This is a genomic window from Nocardia sp. NBC_00416, assembly GCF_036032445.1.
GTDB lineage: Bacteria > Actinomycetota > Actinomycetes > Mycobacteriales > Mycobacteriaceae > Nocardia.
Window position 1 is genome coordinate 2,468,435 of sequence record NZ_CP107932.1, and the last position, 26,740, is coordinate 2,495,174.

General features: G+C 67.5%; 27 protein-coding genes. 14 read left to right on the forward strand and 13 right to left on the reverse strand.

The window, feature by feature from the left end; genetic code table 11:
- Positions 1–36 precede the first annotated feature (36 nt).
- Positions 37–843 carry an IclR family transcriptional regulator gene (locus OG804_RS10085; protein ID WP_328396215.1) on the reverse strand — a complete coding sequence of 269 codons (807 nt, stop codon included), beginning with the start codon at positions 841–843 and terminating at the stop codon, positions 37–39.
- Between the two features lie 20 nt (positions 844–863).
- Between OG804_RS10085 and OG804_RS10090 the strand changes: the two genes are divergently transcribed.
- The 4 genes from OG804_RS10090 to OG804_RS10105 are packed head-to-tail and all read left to right on the forward strand — an operon-like array spanning position 864 to position 4,752.
- Complete coding sequence (locus OG804_RS10090; RefSeq protein ID WP_328396217.1) at positions 864–2,021, forward strand: cupin domain-containing protein; 1,158 nt, start codon at positions 864–866, stop codon at positions 2,019–2,021.
- Entirely contained in the window at positions 2,018–2,848 is an 831-nt protein-coding gene (locus OG804_RS10095) for a fumarylacetoacetate hydrolase family protein (protein WP_328396219.1), read from the forward strand. The genes OG804_RS10090 and OG804_RS10095 overlap by 4 nt, the downstream gene beginning before the upstream one ends.
- Positions 2,845–3,471 (forward strand): maleylpyruvate isomerase family mycothiol-dependent enzyme, encoded by a 627-nt coding sequence (locus OG804_RS10100; RefSeq protein ID WP_328396221.1) that lies wholly within the window; start codon positions 2,845–2,847, stop codon positions 3,469–3,471. Before OG804_RS10095 ends, OG804_RS10100 begins: the two co-directional genes overlap by 4 nt.
- A gap of 12 nt (positions 3,472–3,483) precedes the next feature.
- Entirely contained in the window at positions 3,484–4,752 is a 1,269-nt protein-coding gene (locus OG804_RS10105; protein WP_328396223.1) for an FAD-dependent oxidoreductase, read from the forward strand.
- Between the two features lie 297 nt (positions 4,753–5,049).
- Here the strand turns inward: OG804_RS10105 and OG804_RS10110 are convergent, their stop codons facing one another.
- The 3 genes from OG804_RS10110 to OG804_RS10120 all read right to left on the reverse strand — a co-directional run bounded on the left by OG804_RS10110 (position 5,050) and on the right by OG804_RS10120 (position 7,845).
- Positions 5,050–5,511: a Dabb family protein gene (locus OG804_RS10110; RefSeq protein ID WP_328396225.1), complete on the reverse strand. Its 462-nt coding sequence runs from the start codon at positions 5,509–5,511 to the stop codon at positions 5,050–5,052.
- Between the two features lie 156 nt (positions 5,512–5,667).
- Complete coding sequence (locus tag OG804_RS10115; RefSeq protein WP_328396227.1) at positions 5,668–5,958, reverse strand: hypothetical protein; 291 nt, start codon at positions 5,956–5,958, stop codon at positions 5,668–5,670.
- Positions 5,959–6,291: 333 nt separating this feature from the next.
- On the reverse strand, positions 6,292–7,845 hold the full coding sequence (locus tag OG804_RS10120) for an AMP-binding protein (protein WP_328396229.1): 1,554 nt from the start codon (positions 7,843–7,845) through the stop codon (positions 6,292–6,294).
- Between the two features lie 453 nt (positions 7,846–8,298).
- On the opposite strand from OG804_RS10120, the gene OG804_RS10125 reads away from it, so the two are divergent.
- Positions 8,299–8,856, forward strand: coding sequence for a hypothetical protein (locus tag OG804_RS10125; protein WP_442941868.1), 558 nt, complete (start codon positions 8,299–8,301; stop codon positions 8,854–8,856).
- 2 nt (positions 8,857–8,858) lie between these two features.
- Here the strand turns inward: OG804_RS10125 and OG804_RS10130 are convergent, their stop codons facing one another.
- Together OG804_RS10130 and OG804_RS10135 are read right to left on the reverse strand one after the other, a co-directional pair.
- Complete coding sequence (locus OG804_RS10130) at positions 8,859–9,641, reverse strand: SAM-dependent methyltransferase (RefSeq protein WP_328396233.1); 783 nt, start codon at positions 9,639–9,641, stop codon at positions 8,859–8,861.
- Positions 9,642–9,699: 58 nt separating this feature from the next.
- A complete protein-coding gene (locus OG804_RS10135; RefSeq protein WP_328396235.1) occupies positions 9,700–10,752 on the reverse strand; it encodes a hypothetical protein in 1,053 nt (350 codons plus the stop codon).
- A 138-nt stretch (positions 10,753–10,890) separates the two neighbouring features.
- On the opposite strand from OG804_RS10135, the gene OG804_RS10140 reads away from it, so the two are divergent.
- On the forward strand, positions 10,891–11,943 hold the full coding sequence (locus tag OG804_RS10140) for an alpha/beta hydrolase (protein ID WP_328396237.1): 1,053 nt from the start codon (positions 10,891–10,893) through the stop codon (positions 11,941–11,943).
- Positions 11,944–11,995: 52 nt separating this feature from the next.
- Here the strand turns inward: OG804_RS10140 and OG804_RS10145 are convergent, their stop codons facing one another.
- The gene (locus OG804_RS10145) at positions 11,996–13,372 is read right to left on the reverse strand and encodes a cytochrome P450 (protein WP_328396239.1); all 1,377 of its coding nucleotides are present in this window, start codon (positions 13,370–13,372) and stop codon (positions 11,996–11,998) included.
- 101 nt (positions 13,373–13,473) lie between these two features.
- On the opposite strand from OG804_RS10145, the gene OG804_RS10150 reads away from it, so the two are divergent.
- A complete protein-coding gene (locus OG804_RS10150; protein ID WP_328396241.1) occupies positions 13,474–14,085 on the forward strand; it encodes a TetR/AcrR family transcriptional regulator in 612 nt (203 codons plus the stop codon).
- Positions 14,086–14,130: 45 nt separating this feature from the next.
- On the opposite strand, the gene OG804_RS10155 is transcribed toward OG804_RS10150, so the two are convergent.
- Entirely contained in the window at positions 14,131–15,123 is a 993-nt protein-coding gene (locus OG804_RS10155; RefSeq protein WP_328396243.1) for a LysR substrate-binding domain-containing protein, read from the reverse strand.
- A 71-nt stretch (positions 15,124–15,194) separates the two neighbouring features.
- Here OG804_RS10155 and OG804_RS10160 point away from each other — a divergent pair, with 71 nt between their 5' ends.
- Complete coding sequence (locus tag OG804_RS10160) at positions 15,195–16,472, forward strand: MFS transporter (RefSeq protein ID WP_328396245.1); 1,278 nt, start codon at positions 15,195–15,197, stop codon at positions 16,470–16,472.
- On the opposite strand, the gene OG804_RS10165 is transcribed toward OG804_RS10160, so the two are convergent.
- A complete protein-coding gene (locus OG804_RS10165) occupies positions 16,420–17,352 on the reverse strand; it encodes a sterol desaturase family protein (RefSeq protein ID WP_328396247.1) in 933 nt (310 codons plus the stop codon). The genes OG804_RS10160 and OG804_RS10165 overlap by 53 nt on opposite strands.
- 297 nt (positions 17,353–17,649) lie before the next feature.
- Here OG804_RS10165 and OG804_RS10170 point away from each other — a divergent pair, with 297 nt between their 5' ends.
- Both OG804_RS10170 and OG804_RS10175 read left to right on the forward strand, forming a co-directional pair.
- Positions 17,650–18,225: a TerD family protein gene (locus tag OG804_RS10170; RefSeq protein WP_328396249.1), complete on the forward strand. Its 576-nt coding sequence runs from the start codon at positions 17,650–17,652 to the stop codon at positions 18,223–18,225.
- Positions 18,226–18,253: 28 nt separating this feature from the next.
- Positions 18,254–18,940: a TerD family protein gene (locus tag OG804_RS10175; protein WP_328396251.1), complete on the forward strand. Its 687-nt coding sequence runs from the start codon at positions 18,254–18,256 to the stop codon at positions 18,938–18,940.
- An 81-nt stretch (positions 18,941–19,021) separates the two neighbouring features.
- Here OG804_RS10175 and OG804_RS10180 read toward each other — a convergent pair whose 3' ends face one another.
- On the reverse strand, positions 19,022–19,555 hold the full coding sequence (locus OG804_RS10180) for a GNAT family N-acetyltransferase (protein ID WP_328396253.1): 534 nt from the start codon (positions 19,553–19,555) through the stop codon (positions 19,022–19,024).
- A gap of 230 nt (positions 19,556–19,785) precedes the next feature.
- On the reverse strand, positions 19,786–20,742 hold the full coding sequence (locus tag OG804_RS10185; protein WP_328396255.1) for an NAD(P)H-dependent flavin oxidoreductase: 957 nt from the start codon (positions 20,740–20,742) through the stop codon (positions 19,786–19,788).
- Positions 20,743–21,060: 318 nt separating this feature from the next.
- On the opposite strand from OG804_RS10185, the gene OG804_RS10190 reads away from it, so the two are divergent.
- Both OG804_RS10190 and OG804_RS10195 read left to right on the forward strand, forming a co-directional pair.
- Positions 21,061–22,272: an LLM class flavin-dependent oxidoreductase gene (locus tag OG804_RS10190; RefSeq protein ID WP_328396257.1), complete on the forward strand. Its 1,212-nt coding sequence runs from the start codon at positions 21,061–21,063 to the stop codon at positions 22,270–22,272.
- Between the two features lie 11 nt (positions 22,273–22,283).
- Positions 22,284–23,651, forward strand: coding sequence for an NtaA/DmoA family FMN-dependent monooxygenase (locus OG804_RS10195; RefSeq protein ID WP_328396259.1), 1,368 nt, complete (start codon positions 22,284–22,286; stop codon positions 23,649–23,651).
- A gap of 78 nt (positions 23,652–23,729) precedes the next feature.
- Here OG804_RS10195 and OG804_RS10200 read toward each other — a convergent pair whose 3' ends face one another.
- Complete coding sequence (locus OG804_RS10200) at positions 23,730–24,236, reverse strand: DUF1269 domain-containing protein (protein ID WP_328396262.1); 507 nt, start codon at positions 24,234–24,236, stop codon at positions 23,730–23,732.
- Between the two features lie 305 nt (positions 24,237–24,541).
- On the opposite strand from OG804_RS10200, the gene OG804_RS10205 reads away from it, so the two are divergent.
- Together OG804_RS10205 and OG804_RS10210 are read left to right on the forward strand one after the other, a co-directional pair.
- Entirely contained in the window at positions 24,542–24,922 is a 381-nt protein-coding gene (locus OG804_RS10205) for an SHOCT domain-containing protein (RefSeq protein WP_328396264.1), read from the forward strand.
- A gap of 45 nt (positions 24,923–24,967) precedes the next feature.
- A complete protein-coding gene (locus tag OG804_RS10210) occupies positions 24,968–25,294 on the forward strand; it encodes an amphi-Trp domain-containing protein (RefSeq protein ID WP_328396266.1) in 327 nt (108 codons plus the stop codon).
- Positions 25,295–25,351: 57 nt separating this feature from the next.
- On the opposite strand, the gene OG804_RS10215 is transcribed toward OG804_RS10210, so the two are convergent.
- Positions 25,352–26,596, reverse strand: coding sequence for a histidinol-phosphate transaminase (locus OG804_RS10215; RefSeq protein ID WP_442941869.1), 1,245 nt, complete (start codon positions 26,594–26,596; stop codon positions 25,352–25,354).
- Between the last annotated feature and the right edge of the window lie 144 nt (positions 26,597–26,740).

Here is a 26,740-nt window from a genome sequence, read left to right on the forward strand (position 1 = left end):
GCATCCGATCGGCCGGCATGCCCTGCTACCTGGACATCAGCCTGCTTCGATCGCGCCGGCGGCGCGGTGGAGGGCGGCGACGACAGTCGGCAACTGGTTCCGGTCGTAGCGAATCGACGGCATCGAGATCGACAGACCCGCCAGCGCGGTACCGTCCGAATCCCGCACCGGGACACCGATCGCCACCACCCCGCGCTCGGACAGCCCGTTGTTGAGCGCGAACCCCGCCCGGCGGACGCGGGTGAGCTGGGCGCGCAAACTCGGCAGGTCCGGCCGTTCGTCGGGGCGCTCGGTATACCGTGCCTCGTCGTAGAGTTCCGCCACCTCGGCCGAGTCGAGATCGGCGAGCAGCACGAGACCGGCGGTCGTGCGATGGGCCGGGAACACCATCCCCTCCCGCGACCCCACCCGCAGCGCCTGCCGGCATTCGACGCTGGCGATGAACCGCGTCGTATCCCCCGTCCGAATCGTCAGGTTCGCCGACTCGCCCATCAGGTCTACCAGACGCTGTAGATGTGGCAGGGCGGCGGAGCGCAGTCGCGAGGTGCGCGACTGCGAATGAGTGGCGAGTTCGAGAACCGGCCCCGGATAGTAGATTCGCTGCTCATCCTGCACCGCGAAATCGCGGTAGACGAGTGTCTGCAACAACCGATGGGCCGTCGAACGCGCCACCCCGAGCCGCTCGGCGACCTGGCTGACCGAAAGCCCACCTTCGAGCTGCAGCATGACCGCCGCCCGCAGCGCATGGTCGGCGCTGGTCACCACATACGCCGGCGGAGTCTTCGGTTCCGGGCCCATATCCATCCGTTCTGCTCTGCAGAATTTCGTGTTCTGCTGCTGCACCGAGGGCCACTGTAGGTGATATGAGCACGACCGACACTCCCGTCCGCCTGCAGGCAGTCGCCGCGCCCGGCCAACCGGACGTGACCCCTGCCCTCGAAGAGCTCTACCGGGGCTTCGAACAGGAGCTGCTCGTCCCCCTGTGGACCGAGATCGGCGACCTCATGCCGGCGCACCCCCGCTCCCGCGCGATCCCGCATGTCTGGCGCTGGGAGAACCTGCTCCGCCTGGCCGCGAAGGCCGGCGATATCGTCCCGGTCGGCCGCGGCGGCGAACGCCGTGCCATCGCCCTCGCCAACCCCGCCCTGGGCGGCCGCCCGTTCGCGACCCCGACCCTGTGGGCGGCGATCCAGTACCTGATGCCCGGTGAGGACGCCCCCGAGCACCGCCACACCCAGCACGCCTTCCGTTTCGTGGTCGAGGGCTCGGGCGTGTGGACCGTGGTCGGCGGCACCGGCGACGTCGCGGACGGCGACGCCGTCCCGATGCGCCGCGGCGATTTCCTGCCGCAGGCCGGCTGGAACTGGCACGCGCACCACAACGCGACCTCGGAGCCGATGGCCTGGATCGACGGGCTGGACATCCCGTTCCAGTACGTCATGGAATCGCAGTTCTTCCAGTTCGGCCGGGCGGAGATCGGCGCGGCCGAGCGGATCACGCCGGAGCGGTCGCGGTCCGAGCGACTGTGGGGACATCCGGGTCTGCGACCGCTGTCGGTGGGCGAGGTCGCGCCGGGGTCGCCGCTGCTGGCCTACAAGTGGGAGCACACCGATGCCGCGCTGCAGGATCAACTGCTGCTGGAGCAGGAGGGGTACGGCGGCACGGTCGAACCCGGGCACGCGGCGGTGCGGTTCTCGAACCCGCACAACGGCACCGATGTGCTGCCGACGATCCGCGCGGAGTTCCACCGGATCGCCCGCGGCGCGGAGACGACGCCGGCCCGGGAGACGGGGTCGTCGGTCTATCAGGTGTTCGACGGTTCCGGCACGGTGACCGTGGGTGACAAGTCCTGGTCGGTCACCCGCGGCGATCTGTTCGTCGTCCCGTCGTGGGAGCCCTTCTCCGCCAGATCGGAAGCCGGTGCGACCGACTCCGATTCCGGCGCGCTCGACCTCTTCCGTTTCTCGGACGCCCCGGTGTTCGAGGCTCTGCAGCTCAACCGTCAGGAGACCATCCGATGAAACTCGCCACCCTGCGCGTCGACGGCGGCACCCGCGCGGTCCGTCTCGACGGTGACACCCTGGTCGATCTCGGCTACGCCGACCTCGGCGCGCTGTTCGCCCGGGACGACTGGGCCGCCATCGCCGCGAACGCCGCCGGCGCGACCTGGCCCGCCGCGGACGCCGACCTCGCTCCTGTCGTGCCGAACCCGTCGAAGGTCATCTGCGTCGGCCACAACTACACGAACCACATCAAGGAGATGGGGCGCGAACTCCCCAGCTATCCGACGCTTTTCCCGAAGTTCGCGGACAGCCTCATCGGACCGAACGACCCGATCGTGAAGCCCGGCGAAACCGAGGCGCTCGACTGGGAGGTCGAGCTGGTGGTGGTCATCGGCAAGCAGGTCCGCCGGGCGAGCGAGGACGAGGCGGCGGATGCCATCGCGGGCTTCACGGTGATGAACGATGTGTCGGTGCGGGACTGGCAGAACCGGACAATCGAGTGGACGCAGGGCAAGATCTGGGATTCCTGCACGCCGGTCGGCCCGTATGTCGTGACTCCCGACGAGGTCGGTGGGGTCCGGCCGGCGCTCGAGGTCGAGACGGTGGTCGACGGGAAGGTGATGCAGCACGACAACACCGGGACGCTGCTGTTCGACCCGGTGCACCTCGTGCGGTACATCTCGACGGTCATCCGGCTGAACCCGGGTGACATGATCGCGACCGGAACGCCCGCCGGGGTCGGTCACGCCCGGAACCCGAAGATCTACCTCGTCGGTGGCGAGACCCTGGTGACCCGGATCTCGGGACTGGGGGCGTGCACCAACCAGGTCGTGAAAGCGTCGTGACCGTGCGGACGCACGCGGACTCGCTGAAGTGGGTCGAGCACGGGACGGGGCTGCTGGTCACGCAGGTGGCGCTGCTCGACGAGGAGTCGATAGCGCGACCGAGCATGCTGCCGGGCTGGACCCGCAAACATCTGGTGGCGCACGTCGCCGCCAACGCGGACGCGCTCGGCAACCTCGTGCACTGGGCGCGGACGGGTGAGCGCACGCCGATGTACTCCTCGGCGGACCAGCGCGGTGCCGATATCGAATCCGGCGCGCGGCTCTCTGTCACCGAACTGGTGGCGTGGCTGAACGTGTCGGTGCACAAGCTGGGCGTCGCTGTGGACGCCCTGACCGGCGAACAGTGGCGCACCGAAGTCGTCACCGCACAGGGCCGGAACGTCCCGGCCACGGAGATCCCGTGGCTGCGGGCGCGCGAGGTGTGTGTCCATGCCGTCGACCTCGGCACGGGCACCACCTTCGCGGATCTTCCCGACGAATTCCTCGCCGCGCTCATCACCGATATCCGGGGTAAGCGCGGGATCGACGAGGTTCCCGGCGGGCCGTTGCCGGAGGTCGCCGCCTACCTCGCCGGTCGTCCCCATTCGCTCGCCGATGTCCCCGACCTCGGCGCCTGGCTGTAGAGGAGCTGCACCGTGAGCACCCCTGACGTCGTCATCGTCGGCGGCGGAATCGGCGGGCTGAGTACCGCTTTCGCATTGTCGCGACTCGGACTGCGGGTCCGGGTTCTGGAGCGGTCCAAGGAATTCGGTGAGGTGGGGGCGGGGATCCAGCTCGCGCCGAACTGCACGCGCATACTCGACGACTACGGTCTGCTGACGGAAGCGAAGGCGCGCGGTGTCGTGCCCGACCGGATGGTGATGCGCGACGCGGTCGACGGGAGCGAGCTGACCTCGCTCGACCTGCGCGACCTCGAACGCGAATACGGCTTCCCGTACCTGGTCATCCACCGCAGCGATATGCATTCCCTGTTCCTGTCCGCGTGCCGCGACGCCGGCGTCGAGCTGCTGACCGAGCAGCGGATCGTGTCGTATGCGCAGGATGCCGGAACGGCGACCGCGACGACGGATACCGGGCGAGTTCACCAGGCGGGCGTCGTGATCGCGGCCGACGGGCTGCACTCCGTGGCGCGGAGACTCTTCGTCGACGACGAGCCGGTCTCGTCGGCCTACGTCGCCTACCGGGGCACGGTGCCGATGACGGAGGTGAACGGTCCGGTCGACCTCTCCGAGGTGGTCGTCTATGTCGGGCCGCGGTGCCATTTCGTCCATTACGGACTGCGCGGCGGAGACCTCCTCAACCAGGTCGCCGTGTTCGAGTCACCGAAAGCCATTGCCGGACTCGATGACTGGGGCACACCGGACGAACTCGACACCGCGTTCACCGCGACCTGCGACTTCGTCCAGCAGCGACTGCCGCATATGTGGCGGGACAAGTGGTGGCGGATGTACGACCGCGACCCGATCGACACGTGGGTCGACGGCCGGATCGCCCTGCTCGGCGACGCGGCCCACCCGCCGCTGCAGTACATGGCCCAGGGCGCGATCATGGCGATCGAGGACGGCTGGGTGCTCGCGGAGCACGCGAAACGACGGCGCGGCGACGACGGGGTCGTCGACTGGGCGGGTGCGCTCGCGGCCTACGAGAGGGTCCGCCCGCAACACTGCCGCCGGGTGGTGCTGACGGCGCGGGCGTGGGGCGAGCTGTGGCACCTCGACGGTGTCCGGCGCGAGCAGCGCAATGTGCTCCTGCGGGAGCGCGAGGTCGACGACTACTCGTTCACTGATTGGGTTTACGGGCCCACGGCGCTCCTTCCGGAAGACGAACCCGCGATGTTCGCGCCGATCCCGCTGACCACGGCCGACCGGGTGGGTGTCGGTCCGGCGGACTCGTTCGCGCCGTAGGACCCCAGCCGTTCGCGGTTCGGGCCGCGGTCGTGCGAGAGGCACGAGCCGATTTCACCACTTCCGCCCCATCCAGGGGGAATCCGAACCCAGCCTATGGCGTGACGGTCGTACCCGAAGAAAACCCGGAACGACACCACAGCGCCGCCTCCCGCCCGTCCGATCCGGCCGGATACCCCTCGCATTGCCGTGCACGGCAATGCGAGGGGCCGACCAGCGCAGGTGAGCGCCTAAAAGTAAGAGGCACATGCCGAGGCATCGCGCCGAGCGTGAGCCAGGGCTCGATGCGGATGGCCGCTACGACGATCCGTCATGCGCGCCGAGGACCGGACCTTCCGCCCAACGGTAGAGATGCGCGAAGCCCGGTTCGACGATCGAATCCGGTATCTCGGGATCGAACCAACGGTCTACTCGGGTCCAGTGATACGGATGGAGAAGATAGTCGACCTCGAGTCCCACGGTGTCGTCGAACTCCTGTTCCCAGATATGAGTCCATCCACTGTTCGACCGCGATGTATCGGCCCTGCTCAGTGCCCATGAGCGTATGGCGCTGATGTGCTCGGTCATGGCAATCAATTCGGATTCGAACCGCTCGATCTGTGGTTGTGACGCGTCGTGGTCGACGCTGAGCAGCAGCGTTCGTTTGATTCGCCGGCCCCGCAACGGCGTAACACCGGCCGCAATCTCGCGTAAGGCCGTGACCTCGGCGCCGCCGAACCACGTATTCGATACCTCACCGGGCGCGATATCTGTCGTCAAATCCCATGTGATACCGATACTCTCGGTACTCCCGGGCAGGTCGGGCCCGGCGGAGCAGCCTCCGACTTCAGGTTTACAGAGTAGTTGCTCGCATACTTCCGCAATCGGTACCGCAACATCGGTGGCCGGAGTGCGAATGATCCATCGGCGCATTCCTCAGCCCTTCTCGATCTGCTGGGCCACGACGCGTTTCCGGTGGAGGGCTTTGGCGTCGGTCATGGTCCAGAATCGCGCCACCTCGGTATCAGCTGCCGCCGCTGCGCGCATCGCGTAGAACTCGTAGATGCCGGATATCTCCCACGTCATGTTCAACGCCACGGCATCAGCACTCCGAAACGATTGCGTTATTTCCTTGAGCTGCATTCCGCGCCGCAATGCGTTGGGCCGATACATCCGGCGCCATTCCGCAACCCACCCCTCGACTTCGTCGACTGGTAAAACGATCATATCTACGATACATACTTTCGTATCCGCTGGTAGAACCACGTTCACAGTGTGATCCAAGAAAGACCCGAGCGCAATTCTTCCGCGCGACCATTCCGACCGGGACAGCGGAGGTGATCAAATTATTCTTCTGTCGACACGCGCACACCGAATGACGGCGGGCTCGGCGCCGTCGGCCGGTCGAGCGTGCAGTCATTTCGCGGCACGCCTTCGAACTCGTGTGGATTCCCTACGACCGACGCACCGACCGTCATCGAGCCCGGCCTCGCCTGCTCGATCATCTGTCTACGCAAGCTCATTCCGCGCTGAGCTCCGAGGACTGCGATCCGGCGGATATCAGTTGACCTGGCGTCCGCGACCGCTCCAGTACTGTTCGCGCAGTGTGAACTTCTGCAGCTTGCCGGTCGCCGTCCGGGCCAGTTCGTTCCGGAACTCGACCGAGGTCGGCGCCTTGTAGCCCGCTAGCCGCTGTTTGCACCAGGCGATCAGCTCTGATTCGGTCGCGTCGCCCGGTTCGGTGTCCGGGTTCAGCACGACCAGCGCCTTGATCGTCTCGCCCCACTTCTCACTCGGCACCGCGATCACCGCCACCTCGGCCACGGCGGGATGGGAGAACAGGCAGTCCTCGACTTCGATGGAGGAGACGTTCTCGCCGCCGGTGATGATCACGTCCTTCTTGCGGTCGGCGATGGTGAGGTAGCCGTCGTCGCCGACGGCGCCGCCGTCGCCGGTGCGGAACCAGCCGCCGGCCAGCGATTCCGCACTTTCCTCGGGTCGGCCCCAGTAACCCTCCATGACGACGTTGGACCGGGCCAGCACCTCCCCCGCGCTTTCCGCGGACTCCTCGACCCGCAATCGGACGCCCAGGGCCGGGGCGCCGGCCCGGGTCAGTTTCGCTGCCCTGGTCTCGGGATCGAGATCGTCCCATTCCGCTCGGGTGCGGTTTATGGTCAGCAGTGGAGAGGTTTCGGTGAGACCGTAGATCTGGATGAATTCCCAGCCCAGCTCCTGTTCGACGCGGGCGACGGTCCGCGTCGGCGGCGGCGCGCCGGCCATGATGATCCGCACCCGGTCGCGCCCGGGGATCTCCCCGTCCCAAGTCTGCGCGGCTTCCAGGACCGCCGCGGCGACCGCGGGCGCCGCGCACATCACCGTGACACCGTGATCGCGGACCCGGCGCAGGATCTCGGCGCCGTCGATCTTGCGCAGGACGATGTGCCGGGCGCCGACGCCGGTCATCGCGAACGGCTGACCCCAGCCGTTCGCGTGGAACATGGGCAGGGTGTGCAGGTAGACGTCACGATCGCTGATCGTGGCGTGCAGTCCGAAGGTGACCGCGTTGACCCAGATACTGCGATGGGTGATCTGGACGCCCTTCGGGCGGGCGGTGGTGCCGGAGGTGTAGTTGATGGTGGCGGTGGCGGATTCGTCCGGTTCCCACGGTCGCGGCACCGACCCCGGGGCGGCGTAGAGATCGGCGTCGGAGCCCAGGACGAACGTGTGCTCGCAGTCGATCTCACCGAGCGAGTCCGCGAGTTCGGGATCCACGTACAGGACGCGGGCGCCGGAATCCTCGACGATGTAGCGCACCTCGTCGGGACGCAGGCGGAAATTGATCGGAACCAGCACCCGGCCCCATCCGCTCACACCGAAGAACGAGGTCAGCAAACGGCTCGCGTTGTGGCTGACGATCGCGACGCGTTCGCCGGCCTCGATACCGAGTTCGTCGAGCCGGGCTGCCTGCCTGCGGGCGAGGTCGGCGACCTGGGAGTAGGTCAGTGTGCCCTGACTCGGCGCCGGTTGGCCGGGTTCGTCGACCACACCGATCCGGTCGCCGTACACAGTTTCGGCGCGGTCGAGGAAATCGGAGACGCTGAACGGGACAAACATGGTTCTCCTACAGATCTTGCCTGCGCCTGAGCGACGATTGTGCGGACCTTCCGACGGCCCGACGATTGTCTCCCCTGAAACGGCACCGCGGGCCGGAATTCTTGCGGCGGGCCCGCGACGGCGGCGCGGGCGGCGGCGACCCGATGAGTGGGCGCGGACGCACGGGGTACGGCTCCCGTCCTCGCGACACGCACCCGTTCCGCGGGCCCCGGCCGCACATATAGCCGCGGTACCAGCAACGTTGCCCACGACGCGTCTCGTCTGCGATGGATCTGACCCATGTACGCCAGCGCGATGGCGTGACTTTCCCGAGGCCGTTTCGTAATCTAACGGTGATCTTTTCGTCGAGCGTTACGAGTGGTCTCCATCATGCCTGGTCAACATCGAAAACCGGCCCGAGCCCGGAAGCTCGCACCCCTGGCCGGATGTGGGATAGCGGCGACCGCTGTGGTCATTCTGGGAGCGACGGCCCGTCCCGGCCCGACAGCTGAGCAGGCCGCGGTGGTCGAGCCGATGACCGCCGCCGGCATGGACAAGGCCTCGGCGACCGAACCGTCGGCGCCGCGGCCGCCGATACCGGTCGCCGCGGTCGATCGGCCGCAACGGCCGGCGAACTACGCGAAACGACACGCACCGCCACCGCCTCCCCCGGTCCGGTGTTCGACGGAACTCGCCGGCGCGCGGCCGCACGTCGCGCAGGTGGGCAACCTGATCGACAAGACATTCGGGATCGCCGAGATCGGCGGCGCGATCGGCCGGGGCAACGACGATCACGGCGCCGGGCTGGCCCTCGATTTCATGACCGACGATTCCGCGCGCGGCGACGCCATCGCCGACTTCGTACTGGCCAACAAGGAACGTTTCGGCGTGACCTATGTGATCTGGCAGCAGCGGTACAACGACGGCAGCGGCTGGTCGTACATGGAAGATCGCGGCAGCCCGACCGCCAATCACTACGACCACGTGCACGTATCGTTCGACTCGACCGCCGCCGGGGATGTGACCTGCTGAGTTCAGGGCTTACGGCCGACCGCCCCGTAGAGCACCAGCTTGGTGTCGGGCAGGTCGTCGCCGAGCCACCGTTGCAGCGGCACCACGCCGGGTTCCAGGTTCTCGAAGCCGTCCAGGAACGACGTCACCCGCTCGAGTGATCGATACCGGACCTGCGCCGAGGTGTTCATGGCGTCCTGCGAGGTGCGCGTGATGATCTCGGGATCGCTGGTGGCGGCGGCATGGGAGAGCGCCAGGTAGCTGCCGGGCGCCATGGCGTCGCGATACCGGCGGACGAGTTCGCCTGGATATTCGTCGTCCATCACATAGTGCAGAACGCCGACGATCGTGATCGCCACCGGCTCCGCGAAATCGATGCCCGATTCGGATTCGAGGCGGCCGAGCAGTTCGTCGGGGTGGCGGACATCGGCCTGCAGCGCCGTCACTCCGGGATGCTTCGTCATGATCGCGTTGGAATGCACGAACACCACGGGGTCGTGGTCGACGTAGGCGACCCGCGCCGACGGGTCCGTCTCGTGCGCTATCTCGTGCACATTCGGTGAGGTCGGAATACCCGAGCCGAGGTCGACGAACTGCCGCACCCCCGCGGCGGCGGCCACGCGGACCGCGTGCAGCAGGAATTTGCGGCTGAACCAGGCCAAGGATCTGGTTTCCGGCGCCACCGCCAGGATGCGGTGGGCGAACACCCGGTCGACCTCGTAATTGTCCTTCCCGCCCAGCAGGTAGTCGAACACCCGAGCCGAGCGCGGCTCGTGCGGGTCCACCCCCTGCGGCGTGCGATTCATCTCCACCCCGGAACCTCCGATTGTCTGCCGCTGATGGTGGCGGATACACCGTCAGGACTCATGTATTCGATTCCCCCGCCGCCGCGACCTGTTGCGCGCGAATGAGCAGTGCGTCGGCGACCGGGCGGGGGCGTCGCCCCAGACCACAGGCGCTGGCGACGCCGTCGACCGGACGGCCGAGCACGTCTTCGACGAGCGACAGCACGTCCAGTTGTTCCTGTTCCGTGGGCACATCGTGCACCAGACCCGCGTAGAAGGCAGTGGACTGGTCCAGCGCCAAACCGGCCAGGGGCGCATAGAATTCCGGCCGCGCCGGTGGCGGAGTGTCACCCGCCGCGAGGGGTGCGTGCACGAACTCCAAGGGCCGGCCCGCGGGCCACTGCCGGGCGATCGCGTTGGCCAGATCCACCACCGGCCGGGTGTCGCGGAGGGTGGCACGGGCCTTGTTGTGCAGACTTCCGAGACACAGGTGCACACCGAACCGGGTGCCCGCCGGCGCGGCGGCGGCCAGATCGGTGATCCCCCGCGCCAACCCGATGGCCCGGTCGACCGATCGGTGCACCGGTTGCGCCGTCGCCGTCAACACGAGTTCAGCGGTGGCCTCGAGCTGGATGACGACGTCGGATCCGGCCAGTTCACGCACGGCCGTGATCTCACGAACGGTGGCGTCGGCGAAGGCGCGGCGATGCCGCAGCAGTCCGGATACGCCCAGCGCGATGAAGGCGAGGGTGAAATCGGTGGGCATTCCGATCTGCAGGGCGGGCTCGGACAGCTGATAGGTCCGGCGCAGTTCCGCGAAGACCGGCAGCGCCTCGTCGGTTTCCCTCCGGTATCCGAGATCGAGGGACTCGGCGGTCAACGTGCGGCCCTTCGGCACGCGATGGCGGGCGCGGTCCCGGCTCGTGCGCCAGTCGCTGGGCCGCTTCACTTCCAGGGCGCCCTGGGACACCAGATCCTCGATGATCGGCCTGATATAGAACTCGTACCGACGTGTCTCCCCGGTCGGCACGGTGCGCAGCCGCGGGCCCGCGGCATCCAGCATGGCCCGCATGGCCGCATCGGTGCTCTCGGCCGGAAAACTCCCGACGAAATGGACGGCCCGACTACTCACTGTCGCATCCTAGCCCGGGGGCGGCCCGGGCGGCCTGCGAAAGTGCTGGTCCACATATATAGCGCCGCACCTTATTACGATCTTGGAGATACGGCATACGTTGCACGCCAACATATCCCCTATTAGGGTCCCGAGCACATGACAGCAGTGAGTTTTCCGCTCGGCCGCCCATGGGGAATCCGGCGTTCACCCCTCGCCGTGCGCGCGCTGGTCACCGTCGTGGCCGTCATGGCAGGACTGGCACCGGGAGTCGCGGGCGCCGACGACCCGGAGCCCGGGCGCTGCGCGTCGATTCCTTTCTCCACGAGCGCCGGAGGCACCCTGGCGACGACGCTCTGCACGCCGACCGATAGCCGGGCCGGCGCGGTCATGGTCTTGATGCCGGGGTCGAACTACAACAGCACCTACTGGGACTTCCCGTACGCACCCGAGACCTACAATTTCCGCCGCGCGATGAACGCGGCGGGATTCGCCACTCTGGTGATCGACCGACTCGGGACCGGCGCGAGTTCCCGTCCGGTCAGTACCGATGTCACCGCTACTCGGGACGCGCAGGCGCTGCACGAGATCATCGGCGCCCTGCGCGGGGGCCTGGCCGGTGCGCAGCCCTTCGACAAGATCGTCACCGGCGGGCATTCACTCAGTTCCGGTGTGGCGGTGCTGGAGGCGACCGCCCATCACGATGTCGACGGCGTCCTGCTCACCGGGTATTCACACGGCCTGAACGTTCCCGGCGCGCTCGGCGTCATCGGCACGTATCGGCCGGCCGACAGCGATACCGCGTTCGCCGGGCACGGGTACGACAGCGGATACCTCACCACCCTCCCCGGTACGCGCGGCCGGTCGTTCCACGCGCCGGGAAAGGCCGATCCGCAGGTCGTCGCCGTGGACGAAGCGACCAAGGATGTCTTCGCCGCGACCGAGTACCCGGACGGGCTGACCTCCACGCTGCCGCCGATGTCCGGCGATATCACCGCACCCGCGCTCGTGGTCAACGGGAGCGCCGATGTGCTGTGCTCCGAGGTCTGCGCTGATACGGCGACCCTGCAGGCCGCCGAGGCGCCGCACTTCTCGCCCGCCGCACGGTTGCGGGCCTATGTCCTGCCCGGCAGCGGACATTCGGTGAACCTGGCCCGCAATACGGCCGACTACCACGCTGTCGTACGGGAGTGGATGGACTCGATCGCCTGAACGCCGTCCGGCCGCGGAGCGGCGGGGTGGGTATCCGGATGAGCGGCGTTGCTCAGTTCCTGATCAGCGTGATCGGCAGGCCGTCCTTGGGGAACGGGAGGGAGTGGTGGTCCATCGGCGGCACGTAGTCGGGGTCGACGGTCCAGTGGTACTCGCGCAACAGCCGGTGCATGATCGCCTTGACCTCCAGACCGCCGAAATACAGTCCGATGCATTTGTGCACGCCGCCGCCGAACGGTTCCCAGGCGAACCGGTGCGATTTGTCCTCCCGGCGCTCGGGGCCGAAGCGGTCGGGATCGAAGGCCGTCGGGTCGGTCCAGTAGTCCTTCATCAAATGGGTGAACTGGATGCCCAGCACGACGTCGGTGCCGGCGGGGATCCGGACCCCTTGGACCACGGTGTCCTTGACCGCGTACCGGACCAGCACGGGGACCGGGGCACGCAGCCGCAGCGCCTCGCGCATGACCAGGTCGATCGAGACCAGCCCTTCCAGCTCGGCCTTCGACGGCGCGGGACCGAGCGCGCGCGCCTCGTCGCGGCAGCGCTGCTGCCACTGCGGGTGCTGCCCGAGGTACTGCAGGATCGCCGAGGTGGTGATGGTCGAGGTGTCGTGGGCCGCCATCATCAGGAAGATCATGTGGTTCACCACGTCGTCGTCGGAGAACCGCTCGCCGTCCTCGTTCTCGACATGGCACAGCACCGAGAAAATATCGTCGGTCTGCTCGGCGCGCTTGGCGGGCAGATAGTGGCGCAGGAAGTCCTCGAGCACCTTGCGGCCGCGATAGGCCCGGCCCCACCGGGTGAACGGCGCGTTGATCCGGACGATGCCGGCGGCAGCCTGGACGCAGGCGATGAACGCCTTGTTGATCCGGTCCATTTCGGCCTGACCGGTGTCCTGCGCCCCGCCCATGAACAGGTCCGCGGCGATATCGAGGGTGAGTTGCTTGAGCTTCCAGTACGACGGGAACTCCCTGCCCTCCTCCCAGTTCGCCACGCCCTGTTCGATGGCGGGATGGAGACGGCGGGTGTATGTCTCGAGCCGCGACTGGGTGAACGCTTCCTGCATGATCCGCCGGTGCCCGAGATGCTCCTCGAAGTCGATGAGCATGAGGCCGCGATCGAAGAACGGCCCGACGAGCTGCGACCAGGCCGGTTCGTTGGCGAAGGCCTTGTCCTTGTTCTGCAGCGCCTCGCCGCAGGCGTCGGCGCCGAGCAGCATCACCGTGGTCTTGCCGAGCGCGCGGAACGGAGCGACCGGGCCGTAGCGGTCCCAGCGGCCCTGACAGAGACCGACCGGGTCCTTCGCGTACTCCAGGACTTGCCCGATCACGGGCAAGCCGCGATCGTCGCGGTGCTGGACCGGGATCGGGCGCGGGCCGGCGACCTCCTCGGTCGCTTCCTCGCGTGGTCCCACGGCTTTGGCCGGCATGGCTCACCTCGTGTTCATGTGTCGCTGATCACGTTCAGCCTGATTCAGGAAGTGTCTCCTGTCAACCTTGCGTCGCGCAGCCCTGTGGCATGCTCGGGGACATGGCCGTGCAATCAGGGGTGTATCGGGGCGTCAGCGCCGCCGAACGCGCCGCCGAGCGCCGGTCCCGCCTGCTCGAGGCCGCCCTCACGGTCTGGGCGGACCCGCACACCCGGACGACGATGACCGCCGTCTGCGCCGAGGCGGGCCTCAGTGAGCGTTATTTCTACGAGAGCTTCGCCGGTCTGGACGCGGTACTCGAGGCGGTAATGGACGGGATCGCGGCCGAGATCGAGGAGACCGGCCGCCGCGCCGCCGACCGGGCAGGCCCGGACCCGGAGGCGCGTATCCGCGCGTCACTGCGCGCATTCGTCCAGCTGTTGCTCGACGACCCCCGGAAAGGCCGGGTCGCCATCGTGGAATCGGTCGCCGTGCCGAAACTGCGGCAGCGCCGCACGGAACTCCTCCGCTACCTGGCACATCAATCGGCGCTCGAGGCGCGCGAGTTCCTGGGCTCGCCCGACCGCAGCGAGATCGCCGACGAGACCGCCGGCCTGCTCTTCGTCGGCGGTTTGGCCGAACTCGTCACGGCATGGCTGGACGACACCTTGGCGGTATCCCCGGACGAGATCGTCGATTCGGCGGCGCGCGCACTACTCGGCCTCTACCGCTGACGCGCACCACCGCGACAGCCCCTCGATACTCACCGGGCGCGAAACCTACAGCGGGTTCTCCCACTCCTTCTCGGTCACCGTGTCGTCGCGATCGATCACGACCCCGAATTTGCCGAGCGCGAATCTGCGGAAAGCATCCGACGCCTTCGTGATTCGCGACTCCGTGAGCCAGGTGACGGCCAACTGCCGCTCCGCGCGAGCACCCGATATCGCGATCTCCCGGCAACCCCGACCCACCGCGACCGGCTGATCGGAATGCGGAAGTACGGCGACACCGAGCCCGGCGGCCACGATGCCCCGGGCCGTCATAGTGTCCTGGACGTGGAACCGGGCTCGCGGAGTGAAACCGGCCTGCCTGCACAGTGCGTCCGCCAGGGAGCGAAGGCCCACGCCGGCGGTGAACACGACGAAATCCTCTCGCCGCACCTCCGACAGATCTATCGACGACCTCGTCGCGGCCCAGTGATCCGTGGGAACGGTCAGCAGAAGTTCTTGTCGCTGAATGATTTTGGATATGTACATCGCTTCGGTCGGGGCGGGCGACACGAAGGCCAGATCGACCTCCCGCCGGCTCAGCGAGCGCAGGCAGTTCTCCCGGTTGTCCTGCATGAGCACGAAATCCACACCGGGGAATTCAGTGCGGAACTCTTCGATGAGTTCGGGAACGAATCGGGCGCCGAGGGTGTGCAGAAATGAAAGGGTGACCGTCCCGCGTGATCGCGCGTGTTCTTCGTGCGCTTCCAGAATTCCGTGCTGCAGCTCCTCCAGGCAACGCCTGGCGAACGGAAGGAATATCGCACCGATCGGCGTCAGCACGATATTCCGGCCGACACGTCGAACCAGTTCCAAGCCCAGCTCGCGCTGGAGCCGGGCGAGCATACGGCTGGCGGTCGGCTGCCCGATTCCCACCTCGTCGGCCGCATCCGTCAATGTCGACCAGTCCGCGAGCCCGACGAAGACCGCGAGTTCGGGCAGCAGCGAATGCACCCCGTGTTCGAGGATCTCGTCGATATCTTTCGCACGGTCCTCACCTTCCATGCGAAACAGCATATCCATCCTGCTGTCCATGCAATTGTGCACTGGTTGTCCGTCGTTCTATGTTGGCGGCCGTGAGCGCTCCCACCGGGACATTCGAGCGAGACGCGACCGTCCGGAATACGCTCGGTCGCGGCGAGGCGGGCTATCGGCTGTTGCTGTTGGCGCTGTTCGCCGCCGGTGTCGTGACGTTCGCCCAGCTGTACGCGCCACAGAGCGTCCTGCCGCTCATCCGGGCCGAACGCGGCTGGGACCTGTCCATGTCACAGGCTTCGCTGACAGTTTCGGCCGCGACCTTCGGGCTCGCGGCGTCCGTCCTGGTCTGGGCGGCACTGGCCAAGCGTTTCGGTACATTCCCGATAATCTGCTCGTCACTGGTGATCACGACCGCCATGGGATTCCTCGGCGCCGCGGCACCCGGTTTCGGCGCACTGCTCACGATCCGGGTCCTGCAGGGGGTGGGCGCCGCGGGCATGGCCGCCTTGGCGGTCGCCTACATCGTGGAACGAGTGAACCCCCGCGACGTCCCCGTCGTGGCCGGCATCTATGTATCCGGCACCACCCTCGGCGGCCTCTCCGGCCGAGTGGTCGGCGCCGCGCTGGCCGATATCGGAGGCTGGCGGGGTTCGCTGCTCGGGGTGGCCCTGATCTCGCTGCTCTTCGCCGGTCTGTTCGTCGTCGCCGGCTGGAAATCGCGCCCCCGACCGGCGCCACGGGTGGACCGGCCCGCGGCGGCCGGCGCCACCGCGAGCACCACCGATCGGTCGGACCTCGTCCGGTGCCTCACCCACCGTTCGACGGTCGGGCTGTATGCCCTGGTCTTCGTCCTCATGGGCAGCCTCGTGGCGATGTACAACTACTTCGCCTTCCACCTGACCGATCATCCGTACGGGCTGTCCACCACCGCCGTGGGCCTGTTCTATCTCGCGTACCTCGGCGGTACGGTGAGCGCCCGGGCCGCCGGGTCCGCCGCCGTCCGGTTCGGCCGCGGGCGAACTCTGGCCGTCGCCGTCGCGATGATGGTCGTGGGAGCGTGCACAACCCTGCTGCCGGACCTGGGTGCTCTCGCGGTCGGGCTCCTGCTCTTCACCACCGCCTTCTTCGCCGCCCACGCGGTGGCGTCCGGATGGGTCGGGCAGATCGCGGGACCGGAACGCAGCGGTACGGCTTCTGCCCTGTACTCGCTCTTCTACTACGCGGGCTCGGCGATTCTCGGCTGGCTGTTCGGCTTCCCCTACGAACATTTCGGCTGGTCGGCCTTCGTCCTGATCCTGACCGGGGTCTGCCTGGCGGCAGGCGTTATCGCATGGCTGATGCTGCGACCGCGGTCGGCGGCTCGGCGCGAACAGTGACGGTTGCGCCGGGGGCCACGGCATCGGGCGCGAGCCGCTCCCGGTATCCGGGCGGGGAGAGAAGGTAGCCGCACCGGCCCGACCAGGTCGCCGCGTTCTTCACATCTCGCAGCATCGACGTGAACTCCCCATAGTTGACCTTGATCGGGTTGTGGGAGTCGATATTGTGCACCAGGCCGTACCGCACCGGCTCGAGTTCCTCGGCGTAGCTGCCGAACATGCGGTCCCAGACGACGAACACACCGGCATAGTTCTTGTCGAGATACGGGTTGTTCGACCCGTGGTGCACGCGATGATGCGACGGAGTGTTGAAGAGATATTCGATCGGCCCCCACAGCGTGCCCACCCGCTCGGTGTGGAGGGGGAACTGGAACACCAGATTCAACGACTGCATCAGCAACACCATCCACACCGGGATGCCCAGGAGTACGGCGGGTACGAAGAACACGCCGCGCAACAGCATCGCCGGATTCAGCCACGGCAGCCGGATGGCGGTGGTGAAGTTGAAGTACTCCGACGAGTGGTGCACCGAATGCGCGGTCCACATCAGCCGCACCCGGTGATCGGCGCGGTGCGCCCAGTAATAGCAGAAGTCCACCACCACGAATGCCAGCGGCCACACCCACCACGACCGGGTATCGAGAGCGAACGGGGCGACGGCGGCGGCCGCCGCCAGCGGGCCGACCACGCTGATCGTGGTCATGATCGGTGTGGTGACCCGGCCGAGAGCGAACACCGCGATATTGGTCGCCACTTCCCTGCCGTCGTAGCCGTGCTTACCGGGACGGGTATCGGGATCGAGACGGCTCGCGACCCATTCGGCGAGCATGAGGCCCGCGAAGGCGATCAGGGTGGGCACCGCGAAAAGTAGATCGTGCACTTGCCGGACCTTTCGCCGAGGGATTCTCTGGTACCGAGAACGATCCCGCACGATCGTCGGGTGGCGGTATGACCGTATTGAGGAGTCTCTGAGAAAGCCGATCGCGTCGGGCGCATACCGCACCCGCACCAGGCGACGAAGCGGCGCGGGCTCTGGCATCCTGGGAGAACTGCCGAGGAAGCCCCGGGGCCACGCAGCTGTCCGCGAGGTCCGGCAACCCACTACTGTTCGCCATGGACAACGGGCGGCACGTCCCCGGTAGCCGGTCGAACAAACGAGAAGTCAGGAGTTCGTGAAATGAGCGTCAGTCTCGCCAAGGGCGGCAATGTGTCGTTGTCGAAGCAGGCTCCGAATCTGACCGCGGTAGCGGTCGGCCTGGGATGGGACGTGCGGTCCACCACCGGCGCGGAATTCGACCTCGACGCCAGCGCGATCGCCACCGGCGCCGACCACAAGGTGCTGTCGGATCAGCATTTCGTGTTCTACAACAACCTGCGCTCACCCGAGGGAAGTGTCGAGCACACCGGCGACAACCTCACCGGCGCGGGCGAGGGCGACGATGAAGTGATCAATGTCGATCTGGCGGCCACCCCGCCGACGATCACCAATATCTTCTTCCCCGTGTCCATTCACGACGCCGACGCTCGCCAGCAGTCGTTCGGTCAGGTTCGCAACGCCTTCATCCGGGTCGTGGACCGCAACACGGGTACCGAACTGACGCGCTACGACCTGACCGAGGATGCTTCGACCGAGACCGCGATGGTGTTCGGCGAGCTCTACCGCAACGGCGCGGAATGGAAGTTCCGCGCCATCGGGCAGGGATACGCCTCCGGTCTGGCCGGTATCGCTCGTGACTACGGCGTGAACGTCTGAACCGAGCGGGCGATCGGGAAGACAGTCGATGGGGATCGACCACACCGAAATACCGGCGCCGCCGGATATATCAGCGGACGGCCGCCGGAATTCCGGCACCGGTCCGCCCACAGTGACCCTCACCGAAACCGAACGCAGCGTCGATCTCACCAGATCCGGCGGACGCCAGGGCGTGATGCGGGTGAACCTGAACTGGACCGACCCCGCACGGGGCAGATCCGGATTCCTCGCGAAACTCCTCGGCACGCGTCGCGCGATCGACCTGGACCTGGGGTGCCTCTACGAACTCGCCGACGGCTCCACAGGCGTCATCCAGGCATTGGGGCGCAGCTACGGCGATCTGCTGGAACCGCCGTTCATCGCACTGGACAGCGACGATCGCACCGGGGCCGCGACGAGCGGGGAGAATCTGCGCGTCCAACTCGGTGACCCCGCGGTGTTCCGGCGGATCCTGATCTTCGCGATGATCTACGACGGCGCGGCGAACTGGGCGGCAGTCGACGGAGTGGTCACGATGTTCCCGACCTCCGGGCCGCAGATCGAAGTCCGGCTGGATTCCCCGGTCGACGGTGCGCGGATCTGTGCGGTCGCGCTGTTGACCAACACCGGCGACGGGCTCACCGTGCGGCGCGAGGTCGAATACGTCAGCGGCACCCAAGCAGATCTGGACCGCGCCTACCAATGGGGTATGCACTGGGCGGTCGGGCGCAAATAGCACGACCCGCTGCCCCGGCCCGGCCACCCGGCGGAACCGCCCCCGGTCATCGGGTACGGCTGCCGGGTGGTGAGATCGGCGTCAGGAGTTGCCCGCGTGCACCCCGGTATCCCCGGCACCTCTCGGTCGCGCGGGTCCGCTATCGGGCAGGTGTTTCTCGAAGCGGTGCAACGGGCCGATCTCGTGCTGGATATTGCGTTCCAGCGCCGTGTATCCGGCGGCGTTGTACAGCGCGACCGCCTCGGGCTGGCGCGGCCCGGTGGTGAGATAGACGCGAACGTAGCCGCGGCGGGCGATCTCGGCTTCCAGTTCGGCGAGCACGAACCGGCCGAGTCCGCGACGCCGATGATCACGCGCGGTCCAGATACGTTTCAGTTCCGCGGTTCCGGCGTCGTAGCGCCGGAACGCCCCACCCGCCACCGGTTCCCCGTCCTCGACCACCACCAGCAACGCGCCGTCCGGCGGCGTGAACTCCGCAGCGGGATAGGCCGTGAGATCGCGGCGGACCTCGGCGGCGGTTCCGCCGTAACGACTGCTGTATTCGACCGCCAGCTCGGCCAACAGTGGTACGGCCAGCGGATCGCGCTGTTCGACGTAGCGGACCTGGCGCATCATGCCTCCGGCTTCGGAAGTCCGGGCGGATCGATCCGGGATTGCGGCACGACCTCGCTCCGCAACCCTGGTTGCTTGGGATGGTGGGGACAAATTTAGGGACGCCGCAGATCGTTGTCGCCGTTCACGTTCAACGTGAGTTCAAACTAGGCACACGGGTCCGCCGCCGCCCCACGATCATTGTTTCGACACCGGCCGGCGGCCGATCGAATACGCACGCTGTCCCGCAGGTTTCAGCCCGCTGCCCAGCTACGCAACGCACGTTCGGCCACCGAGCACAGCTCGTCGATGATCCGGCCCGCCGGACGGCTCTCGGTCAGCATTCCCACGCCCTGGCCCGCGTCGACCGGGGCCACGGCCGGGTCGTCGGCGGCCATCGCCGCGGCCAACGCGTCCCGGGCCGCGGTCGCGTCGGCCACATCGTTCTCGCGACCGGCCCAGCGCCGGGTGAAATCGTTGCGCAGCACCCGGGAGGGGTAGCGCGGCGGCCACGGCAGGTTCTGACCGATATCGAAGACACGCGTGGTCAGGGTGTCGGTGCCGTGCGCGCGCAGCAGCGCCTCGCGCGTGCGGTCCGGCGTGAGCGCCTCGGTGGATATCGACAGTCGTGTCCCCAGCCAGGCGCCCGCGGCGCCCGCCGCGAGCACCGCGGCCAGGGTCCGGCCGGACGAGATTCCGCCCGCGGCCAGCACCGGCACGTCGACCGCGTCCAGGACGGCATCCAGCAGCGGCAGCGTGGCCAGCGTAGGAGCTCCGTGGCCACCGCCCTCGGCTCCCCTGGCGACGATCACATCCACACCGGCGGCGGCGCGCCACGCGTGTTCCGCGTCGTAGACCTGGGTCGCCGTCGCGACGCCGTGCCGGTGCACCCTGTCCACCCAGGAGAAATCCTCGGTGAAACCGATCGCGATCAGCGCCGGTCGCGCGGCGAGAGCCGCGTCGAGCAGTCCGGGCTCCCGGGCCCGAACCCAGTCGACCAATCCGATGCCGAACGGACCGGAGATATCGCCGAGCGATTCCAGTTCGCCGGTCAACCGGGAGACCGTACCCGTGCTGCCCATCCCGATCATGCCGAGACCACCGGCCGCGGTGACGGCCGCCGCGAGACGGCCGCCCGCCACGCCGCCCATCGGGGCATTGACGATCGGGACGCGCAACCCCGTTTCTCGCGACCAGGGAGTCGACAGCACCACGATCCACCTCGCTCATCTGTGCCGGCACGGGTGCGCCGGGTCGGGTTGTCGCCGAGACCGTACCCGGCACACCGGCCGTATTTCACCGGGCTCGAACTGATCTCAATCGTTGACACCACTCTCCCCGACCGGACTCGGGAACGACGGACAGGTCGTGAACAGCGCCCGGCCACCCATTTTCGGCGAGCGGGACGACGCTCCGGCGCGCCTGTCGAATATCGGCCCCGCCCGCCGATCCCCGCACCGACGCCCGCCCGCGCCCGAGTTCCGCGTTGAGCCGTACAAACTCGCGTACGCACAGGAAAACGGGAGACGATGGGATCGAAATTACATCTCGGCGCCGCGCTCGACGGAGCGGGCTGGCATCCGGCGGCGTGGCGGGAGCCGAACTCCAGGCCGGCCGAACTCTTCACCCCCGCCTATTGGACAGACCTGGCCACGACAGCGCAGCGCGGCCTGCTCGACTTCGTGACCATCGACGACAGCCTGTCGGTTCCCGGTGACCGCCGCGCACCGACCGACGGTGCGCTCGACCGCGTCCGGGCCAGGATCGACGCCCAGCTGATCGCCGCGCGGATCGCGCCGGTCACCCGGCACCTCGGCCTCATTCCGACGATCACCACCACCCATACCGAGCCGTTCCACGTCTCCAAGGCGATCGCGACCCTCGATTACACCTCGCGCGGGCGGGCCGGCTGGCAGGCCAGGGTATCGGGCACCGCGGCCGAGGCCGCGCACTTCGGACGGCGGCCCCTGCGCGAACTGACGGCCGCGGAACTCGCGGAGGTCGCGGCCGCGGGCACCTTCCCCGACTTCGTCCACGACCGGTTCGCGGAGGCCGCCGACGCGGTGGAAGTGGTTCGGCGGCTGTGGGACAGCTGGGAAGACGGCGCCGAGATCCGCGATGTCGCCACCCGGCGTTTCATCGATCGCGACAAACTGCACTACATCGATTTCCAGGGTCGCCATTTCGGCGTGCGCGGTCCGTCGATCACGCCGCGGCCACCGCAGGGGCAGCCGGTGGTGACGGCGCTCGCACACGCCCCGCTGATCTACGAATTCGCCGCTCGCGGCGCTGATCTGGTCTTCGTCACGCCCACTCGGGAAGCCGGCCCGGCCCCGATACTCGAGCAGGTCGCCGCCGCCGCGGCCCAGGTCGGCCGCGCGGGTGAAGCCCTGCGGGTCTACGCCGACCTCGTCGTCTTCCTCGACAGCGACCAAGAGACCGGACCGCACCGCCTGGCCCGCCTGAACGAGGCGTCGGGAGCCGAATTCGGTTCCGACGCACCGATCTTCGCGGGCAGCGCCGACGAACTCGCCGAGCTGCTCATCGAGTGGAGTGCGCAGGGAGTCGACGGTTTCCGATTGCGACCGGGTGTGGCGGTCGACGATCTCGCCGCCATCGCCGACCGGCTGGTTCCCGCGCTACAACAGCGCGGTGTCTTCCGCACCGGCTATCCGGACGGGTCTCTGCGCGCACTGCTCGACCTGCCCACCACTGTCCCCAACCGCTACGCGACCGCCTGAGCGAGGCCCCCATGAGCACTCCCCGTAAACAGGTCATTCTGGGCGCCTACCTCGGCGGCGTCAACCATCACACCGCGTGGTGGCATCCCGAGGCGGGCAGTCAGATAGATTTCAGCAGTTTCGAACACACCGCGCGCACCGCCGAGCGCGGCAAGTTCGACTTCTTCTTCCTTGCCGAGGGACTCGCCCTGCGCGAACGCGCGGGTGAGATCTTCGACCAGGACATCATCGGACGGCCCGACACCCTGACGGTGCTGGCTTCGCTCGCGGCGGTCACCGAGCACCTGGGTCTGGCGGGCACCATCAACACGACCTTCAACGAGCCCTACGAGCTGGCCCGCCAGTTCGCGAGCCTGGACCACCTCTCCGGCGGCCGCGCCGCCTGGAATGTGGTGACCTCCTTCGACGCGTTCACCGGCCAGAACTTCCGGCGCGGCGGCTTTCTCGATCCGGCCGACCGCTACGTACGCGCCGAAGAGACACTGAGCGCGGTACGCGTCCTGTGGGATTCGTGGTCGGCCGCGGACCTGGTCGCGGACAAGGCGACCGGCCGCTACCTGGGCCGCCCCGACGCCGGCGCGTTCGCCTTCCACGGCAGCCAGTTCGATATCGCCGGGCGGTTCACGGTGCCGCGCAGCCCGCAGGGCAGGCCGGTGATCCTGCAGGCCGGAGTCTCGCCGCAGGGCCGTGATTTCGCCGCCGCCAACGCCGACGCGATCTTCTCCCCGTACGCCGAACTGCGGGAAGCCGCGAAGTTCTATCGCGATATCAAGGCCCGCGCGGTGGCGTCGGGACGGGCTGCCGACGATATCAAGATCCTGCCGTCGGCGAGTTTCGTACTCGGCGATACCGAGGCCGAAGCGGTGGAGAAATACCACGCCGTACGCAACGAGCAGGTGACCGGGCAGACCGCGTTGATCCTGCTCGAGCAGATCTGGAACCGCGACCTGTCCGGCTACGACCCGGAGGGCCCGGTACCCGATATCGATCCCGATCCCGACGCCGCGCCGATCATCCAGGGGCGGGCTTTCGTCCATCAGGATCGCTTCGCCACGGTGCGCCGCCTGCGCGAGGTCGCCGAGGCGAAGAAGCTCACGCTGCGTGAAGTGGTGATCGACCAGTTCGAGCGCGGCCCGCTGGTCGGCACACCGGCGCAGGTCGCCGAGCAGATCGACACCTTCGTCCAGGACAACGGCTCGGACGGTTTCATCCTCGGCTCCCATCTGGTGCCGTGGGGTCTGGACGAGTTCGTCGACAAGGTGGTTCCGCTGCTACAGGATCGCGGTGCGCTGCGCACCGAGTACACCGGTACCACGCTCCGCGACAACCTCGGTCTCCGCGCTGCGCGCACCGCGACGACCGTTTCGGCCGGCACCTGACGCGTCGGCCCGCGCACGCCGTTACCGGCCCCTCCCCGGGGGCCTCGGCGCGAACCTCGCGGACACCGTATCGGTGCCCTACATCTGCTTCGCGGCCTCCTGCAGAGCCCGATCGATGTCCGCGGGTTCGACGCCGAGTTCCGCCGCGGTCTCCTTCTCCGCCCTGGTCACCGCTTTCTCGATCGCTTCCTTGACCCGGAGTTCCCCGACGACGACCAGGCCTGCCTGGCCCGGATCGATGAATTCACCGAGCTCTTTCACCTTCGAGCGGGAGATGCCCTTGGCGAGGTGACCGCTCACGCTGCCGACGACCCCGCCGACAGCCGCCGAGGCCAGAATCGCGGGCGGGAAGATCAGGCCGAGCACCGCGCCGGCCGCGATACCTCCCCAGGCGCCGTGGCGGGTGGCTGTCTCGTCCTTGTTCTCGTGGACCTTGCCGGAGGCGTCCTTCGTGACGACGGCGGCGTCGTAGGAACCGACGAGGCCGCCGGCGTGCAGGTCCTTGACGACCCGGTAGTCGTCACGGGCCGCGGCCTCGTTCGGGTAGGTCGCGAGGTAGACGAATGTGTCGTCGCTCTTGCCCATGGTGTGCTCCCTTACGGCGTTCACGCGGTCGGTCGACCACAGGGCAAGACTTGTCAGCCCGCGCCGGCCGGTCCTCACCCGTGCGGGATGAGATCGGGAAGCCCGCTTCCGTCCCGGCCGTATCACGCCGCGTCGTCGCCCAGCCGAGAACAACGATGTGGACTCACCCGCCGTGGGTGATATCGGGTCGGCGCGGAAAAACCTAAACTCTAAAAGCTGAAGTCGGCCGTGAACATGCGCATTCGATCTGCTCGATACTTACGCAGTCCAGATAATGGATTGCCGCATCCGAAGGATGGCCAAGCATGTTGGATTCTTTCTGGGATTTCCTCTGGTACACGCTGCTCATTTTCGCTTTCGTCGCATATCTGATCATCCTGTTCCATGTGATCGTCGACCTGTTCCGCGATCGCCAGATGTCCGGAATAGTCAAAGCCGTGTGGGTCATCTTCTTGATCGTCCTGCCCTACATCACGGCGTTCGTCTACCTCATCGTTCGAGGCCGCGGTATGGCGGAACGGCAGACCGAGGCGAACAACGCCGCCAAACAGGCGACAGACCAGTACATACAGCAAGTGGCCGGAAAGTCCGCCGCCGACCAGATCGCCGACGCCAAATCTCTGCTCGACGCGGGCACCATCAGCCAGGCCGAATACGACATCCTGAAATCCAAGGCACTGAGCTGACGGCTACCGGTTGCGAGCACACTGCCCTCGAGGTCAGGAGCCTTCGTGCCCAAATTGGAGATGAAGAGAAAGTCCGAACTCTCCCGCGGTGAAGTGGCCGAGCGGCTCATCGCGCTCGGGCACGCCCTCGCGGGCGGCTCGGAGACCGAACTCGGCTCCGACGGCGACTCGCTCTCGATCACCGTCGCCGACCGGGTTCGCTGGGAGCTCGAGATAGAAGTCGACGGCGATGAGGTCGAGCTGGAGATCGAGATCAGCTGGCGCGATGATCCGTCGTCCGAATCGGCAGACGACACCCCCACCACAACAAAGCCGGCGCCTCGAACCAGAGCGCCACGCCGCGCCCGCCCACGGAAGAGCACCGCGAAGTAACTCCGCGTTCAGTGGTCCCGTTCAGGGGGCCGGTACACGGAAACCCATCCCGACTACCTACAGCCTCGAAGTCCGCAGCGACGGCCCTCCCAGTACTCGAGTGCTCGAACTCGCCGGTATCGCACCGCCCGACCCGAGAAGTCCGTACCGCTGGTCGCCTATTTCTGCGCAGACCTCGAGGAAACGTTCGTTCTCGGCGCGCGTTCCGATGGTGACGCGCAGATGCTGTGGTGTCCCCACGTCCCGGATCAGCACGTCGTGGTCGAGGAAGCGCAGCCAGGCCCGGGACGCATCGGTGAATCTGCCGAACAGCAAGAAATTTCCCGCACTGCCGAATACTTCGAAACCGAGTTCCCGCAGACCTGTTCGGACGCGTTCGCGCTCCCGGACGACGGCGGCTACATTGTCGAGGATTTCCCCGGTGTGCGCGAGCGCGGCGCGGGCGGCGACTTGGCTGATGGTCGATACGTGGTAGGGCAACCGGACCAACTGCACGGCGTCGACGATCACCGGTGCCGCGACGAGGTAGCCCACTCGGACGCCCGCGAAGCCGAATGCCTTGCTCAATGTCCTGGTCACCACCAGCTTCGTCGGGAACCGATCGATCAGCCCGATCGCGGTGGGCGTGGTGGAGAACTCGCCGTAGGCTTCGTCCACGACGACGATTCCGGGGGCGGCCCGGACGATCTGCTCGAGCTCGTCGCGATCGGTGCTCCGGCCACTCGGGCTGTCCGGATTCGTCACGAAGACGATATCGGGCCGGTGTTCGGCGATCGCGGCCACGGCGTCCACGGCGTCCAGGGAGAAGTCCGCCGCGCGTGGCACCTCGATCCATTCGGTCCCCAGATATTCGGCGATGATCCGATACATCGAGTAGGACGGGCCGAAACCCAGGGCGCGACGCCCGTGCCCGCCGAATACCAGCAGCAACTGCTGCAGAATCTCGCTGGAGCCGTTGGCCGGCCAGACATTGGCCGGGTTCACCGCGACACCGCTGATCAGGCCGAGGTACCCGGACAGGTCGGCACGCAGGGCGGTGGCCTCGCGATCCGGATAGCGGTGCAGTTCCGCCGCCGCGGTTCGGACCCGTTCGGCGATATCGTTCACCAGTTCCGCGGACGGCGGATAGGGGCTCTCATTGGTGTTCAGCCGCACCGGCTCGCTGAGTTGGGGAGCCCCGTACGGGGTGCCGGCACGCAGGTTCGCGCGCACCGGTAGGTCCGCCGGATCCGCCCACGACCCGAGCGGAGCCGCCGCGTCGCCTCCGGCAACATCTCCGCCATCGGCCACGGTCAACCACATGTTCATGCCTTTCGATCACCCGACCGAGTCCACGGTCGCGGCAACACCCTGAACGGATGCCGACGCCGATCATCACATGTCGCCTTCCCTCCCAGGGGTTTCGAGTGTCCTAGCTGCTGGGGAGTACATCCCGGACAGCCCCCG

Excerpts from the sequence above, each read along its gene's own strand:
- OG804_RS10180 (WP_328396253.1), bottom strand. The coding sequence starts at position 19,555 with ATGATGCGCCAGGTCCGCTACGTCGAACAGCGCGATCCGCTGGCCGTA.
- OG804_RS10205 (WP_328396264.1), top strand. The coding sequence starts at position 24,542 with ATGTTGGATTCTTTCTGGGATTTCCTCTGGTACACGCTGCTCATTTTC.
- OG804_RS10120 (WP_328396229.1), bottom strand. The coding sequence starts at position 7,845 with ATGTTTGTCCCGTTCAGCGTCTCCGATTTCCTCGACCGCGCCGAAACT.
- OG804_RS10190 (WP_328396257.1), top strand. The coding sequence starts at position 21,061 with ATGGGATCGAAATTACATCTCGGCGCCGCGCTCGACGGAGCGGGCTGG.
- OG804_RS10215 (WP_442941869.1), bottom strand. The coding sequence starts at position 26,596 with ATGTGGTTGACCGTGGCCGATGGCGGAGATGTTGCCGGAGGCGACGCG.
- OG804_RS10155 (WP_328396243.1), bottom strand. The coding sequence starts at position 15,123 with ATGGAAGGTGAGGACCGTGCGAAAGATATCGACGAGATCCTCGAACAC.
- OG804_RS10115 (WP_328396227.1), bottom strand. The coding sequence starts at position 5,958 with ATGATCGTTTTACCAGTCGACGAAGTCGAGGGGTGGGTTGCGGAATGG.
- OG804_RS10150 (WP_328396241.1), top strand. The coding sequence starts at position 13,474 with ATGGCCGTGCAATCAGGGGTGTATCGGGGCGTCAGCGCCGCCGAACGC.
- OG804_RS10130 (WP_328396233.1), bottom strand. The coding sequence starts at position 9,641 with ATGAATCGCACGCCGCAGGGGGTGGACCCGCACGAGCCGCGCTCGGCT.
- OG804_RS10170 (WP_328396249.1), top strand. The coding sequence starts at position 17,650 with ATGAGCGTCAGTCTCGCCAAGGGCGGCAATGTGTCGTTGTCGAAGCAG.
- OG804_RS10145 (WP_328396239.1), bottom strand. The coding sequence starts at position 13,372 with ATGCCGGCCAAAGCCGTGGGACCACGCGAGGAAGCGACCGAGGAGGTC.
- OG804_RS10200 (WP_328396262.1), bottom strand. The coding sequence starts at position 24,236 with ATGGGCAAGAGCGACGACACATTCGTCTACCTCGCGACCTACCCGAAC.
- OG804_RS10175 (WP_328396251.1), top strand. The coding sequence starts at position 18,254 with ATGGGGATCGACCACACCGAAATACCGGCGCCGCCGGATATATCAGCG.
- OG804_RS10095 (WP_328396219.1), top strand. The coding sequence starts at position 2,018 with ATGAAACTCGCCACCCTGCGCGTCGACGGCGGCACCCGCGCGGTCCGT.
- OG804_RS10195 (WP_328396259.1), top strand. The coding sequence starts at position 22,284 with ATGAGCACTCCCCGTAAACAGGTCATTCTGGGCGCCTACCTCGGCGGC.
- OG804_RS10140 (WP_328396237.1), top strand. The coding sequence starts at position 10,891 with ATGACAGCAGTGAGTTTTCCGCTCGGCCGCCCATGGGGAATCCGGCGT.
- OG804_RS10090 (WP_328396217.1), top strand. The coding sequence starts at position 864 with ATGAGCACGACCGACACTCCCGTCCGCCTGCAGGCAGTCGCCGCGCCC.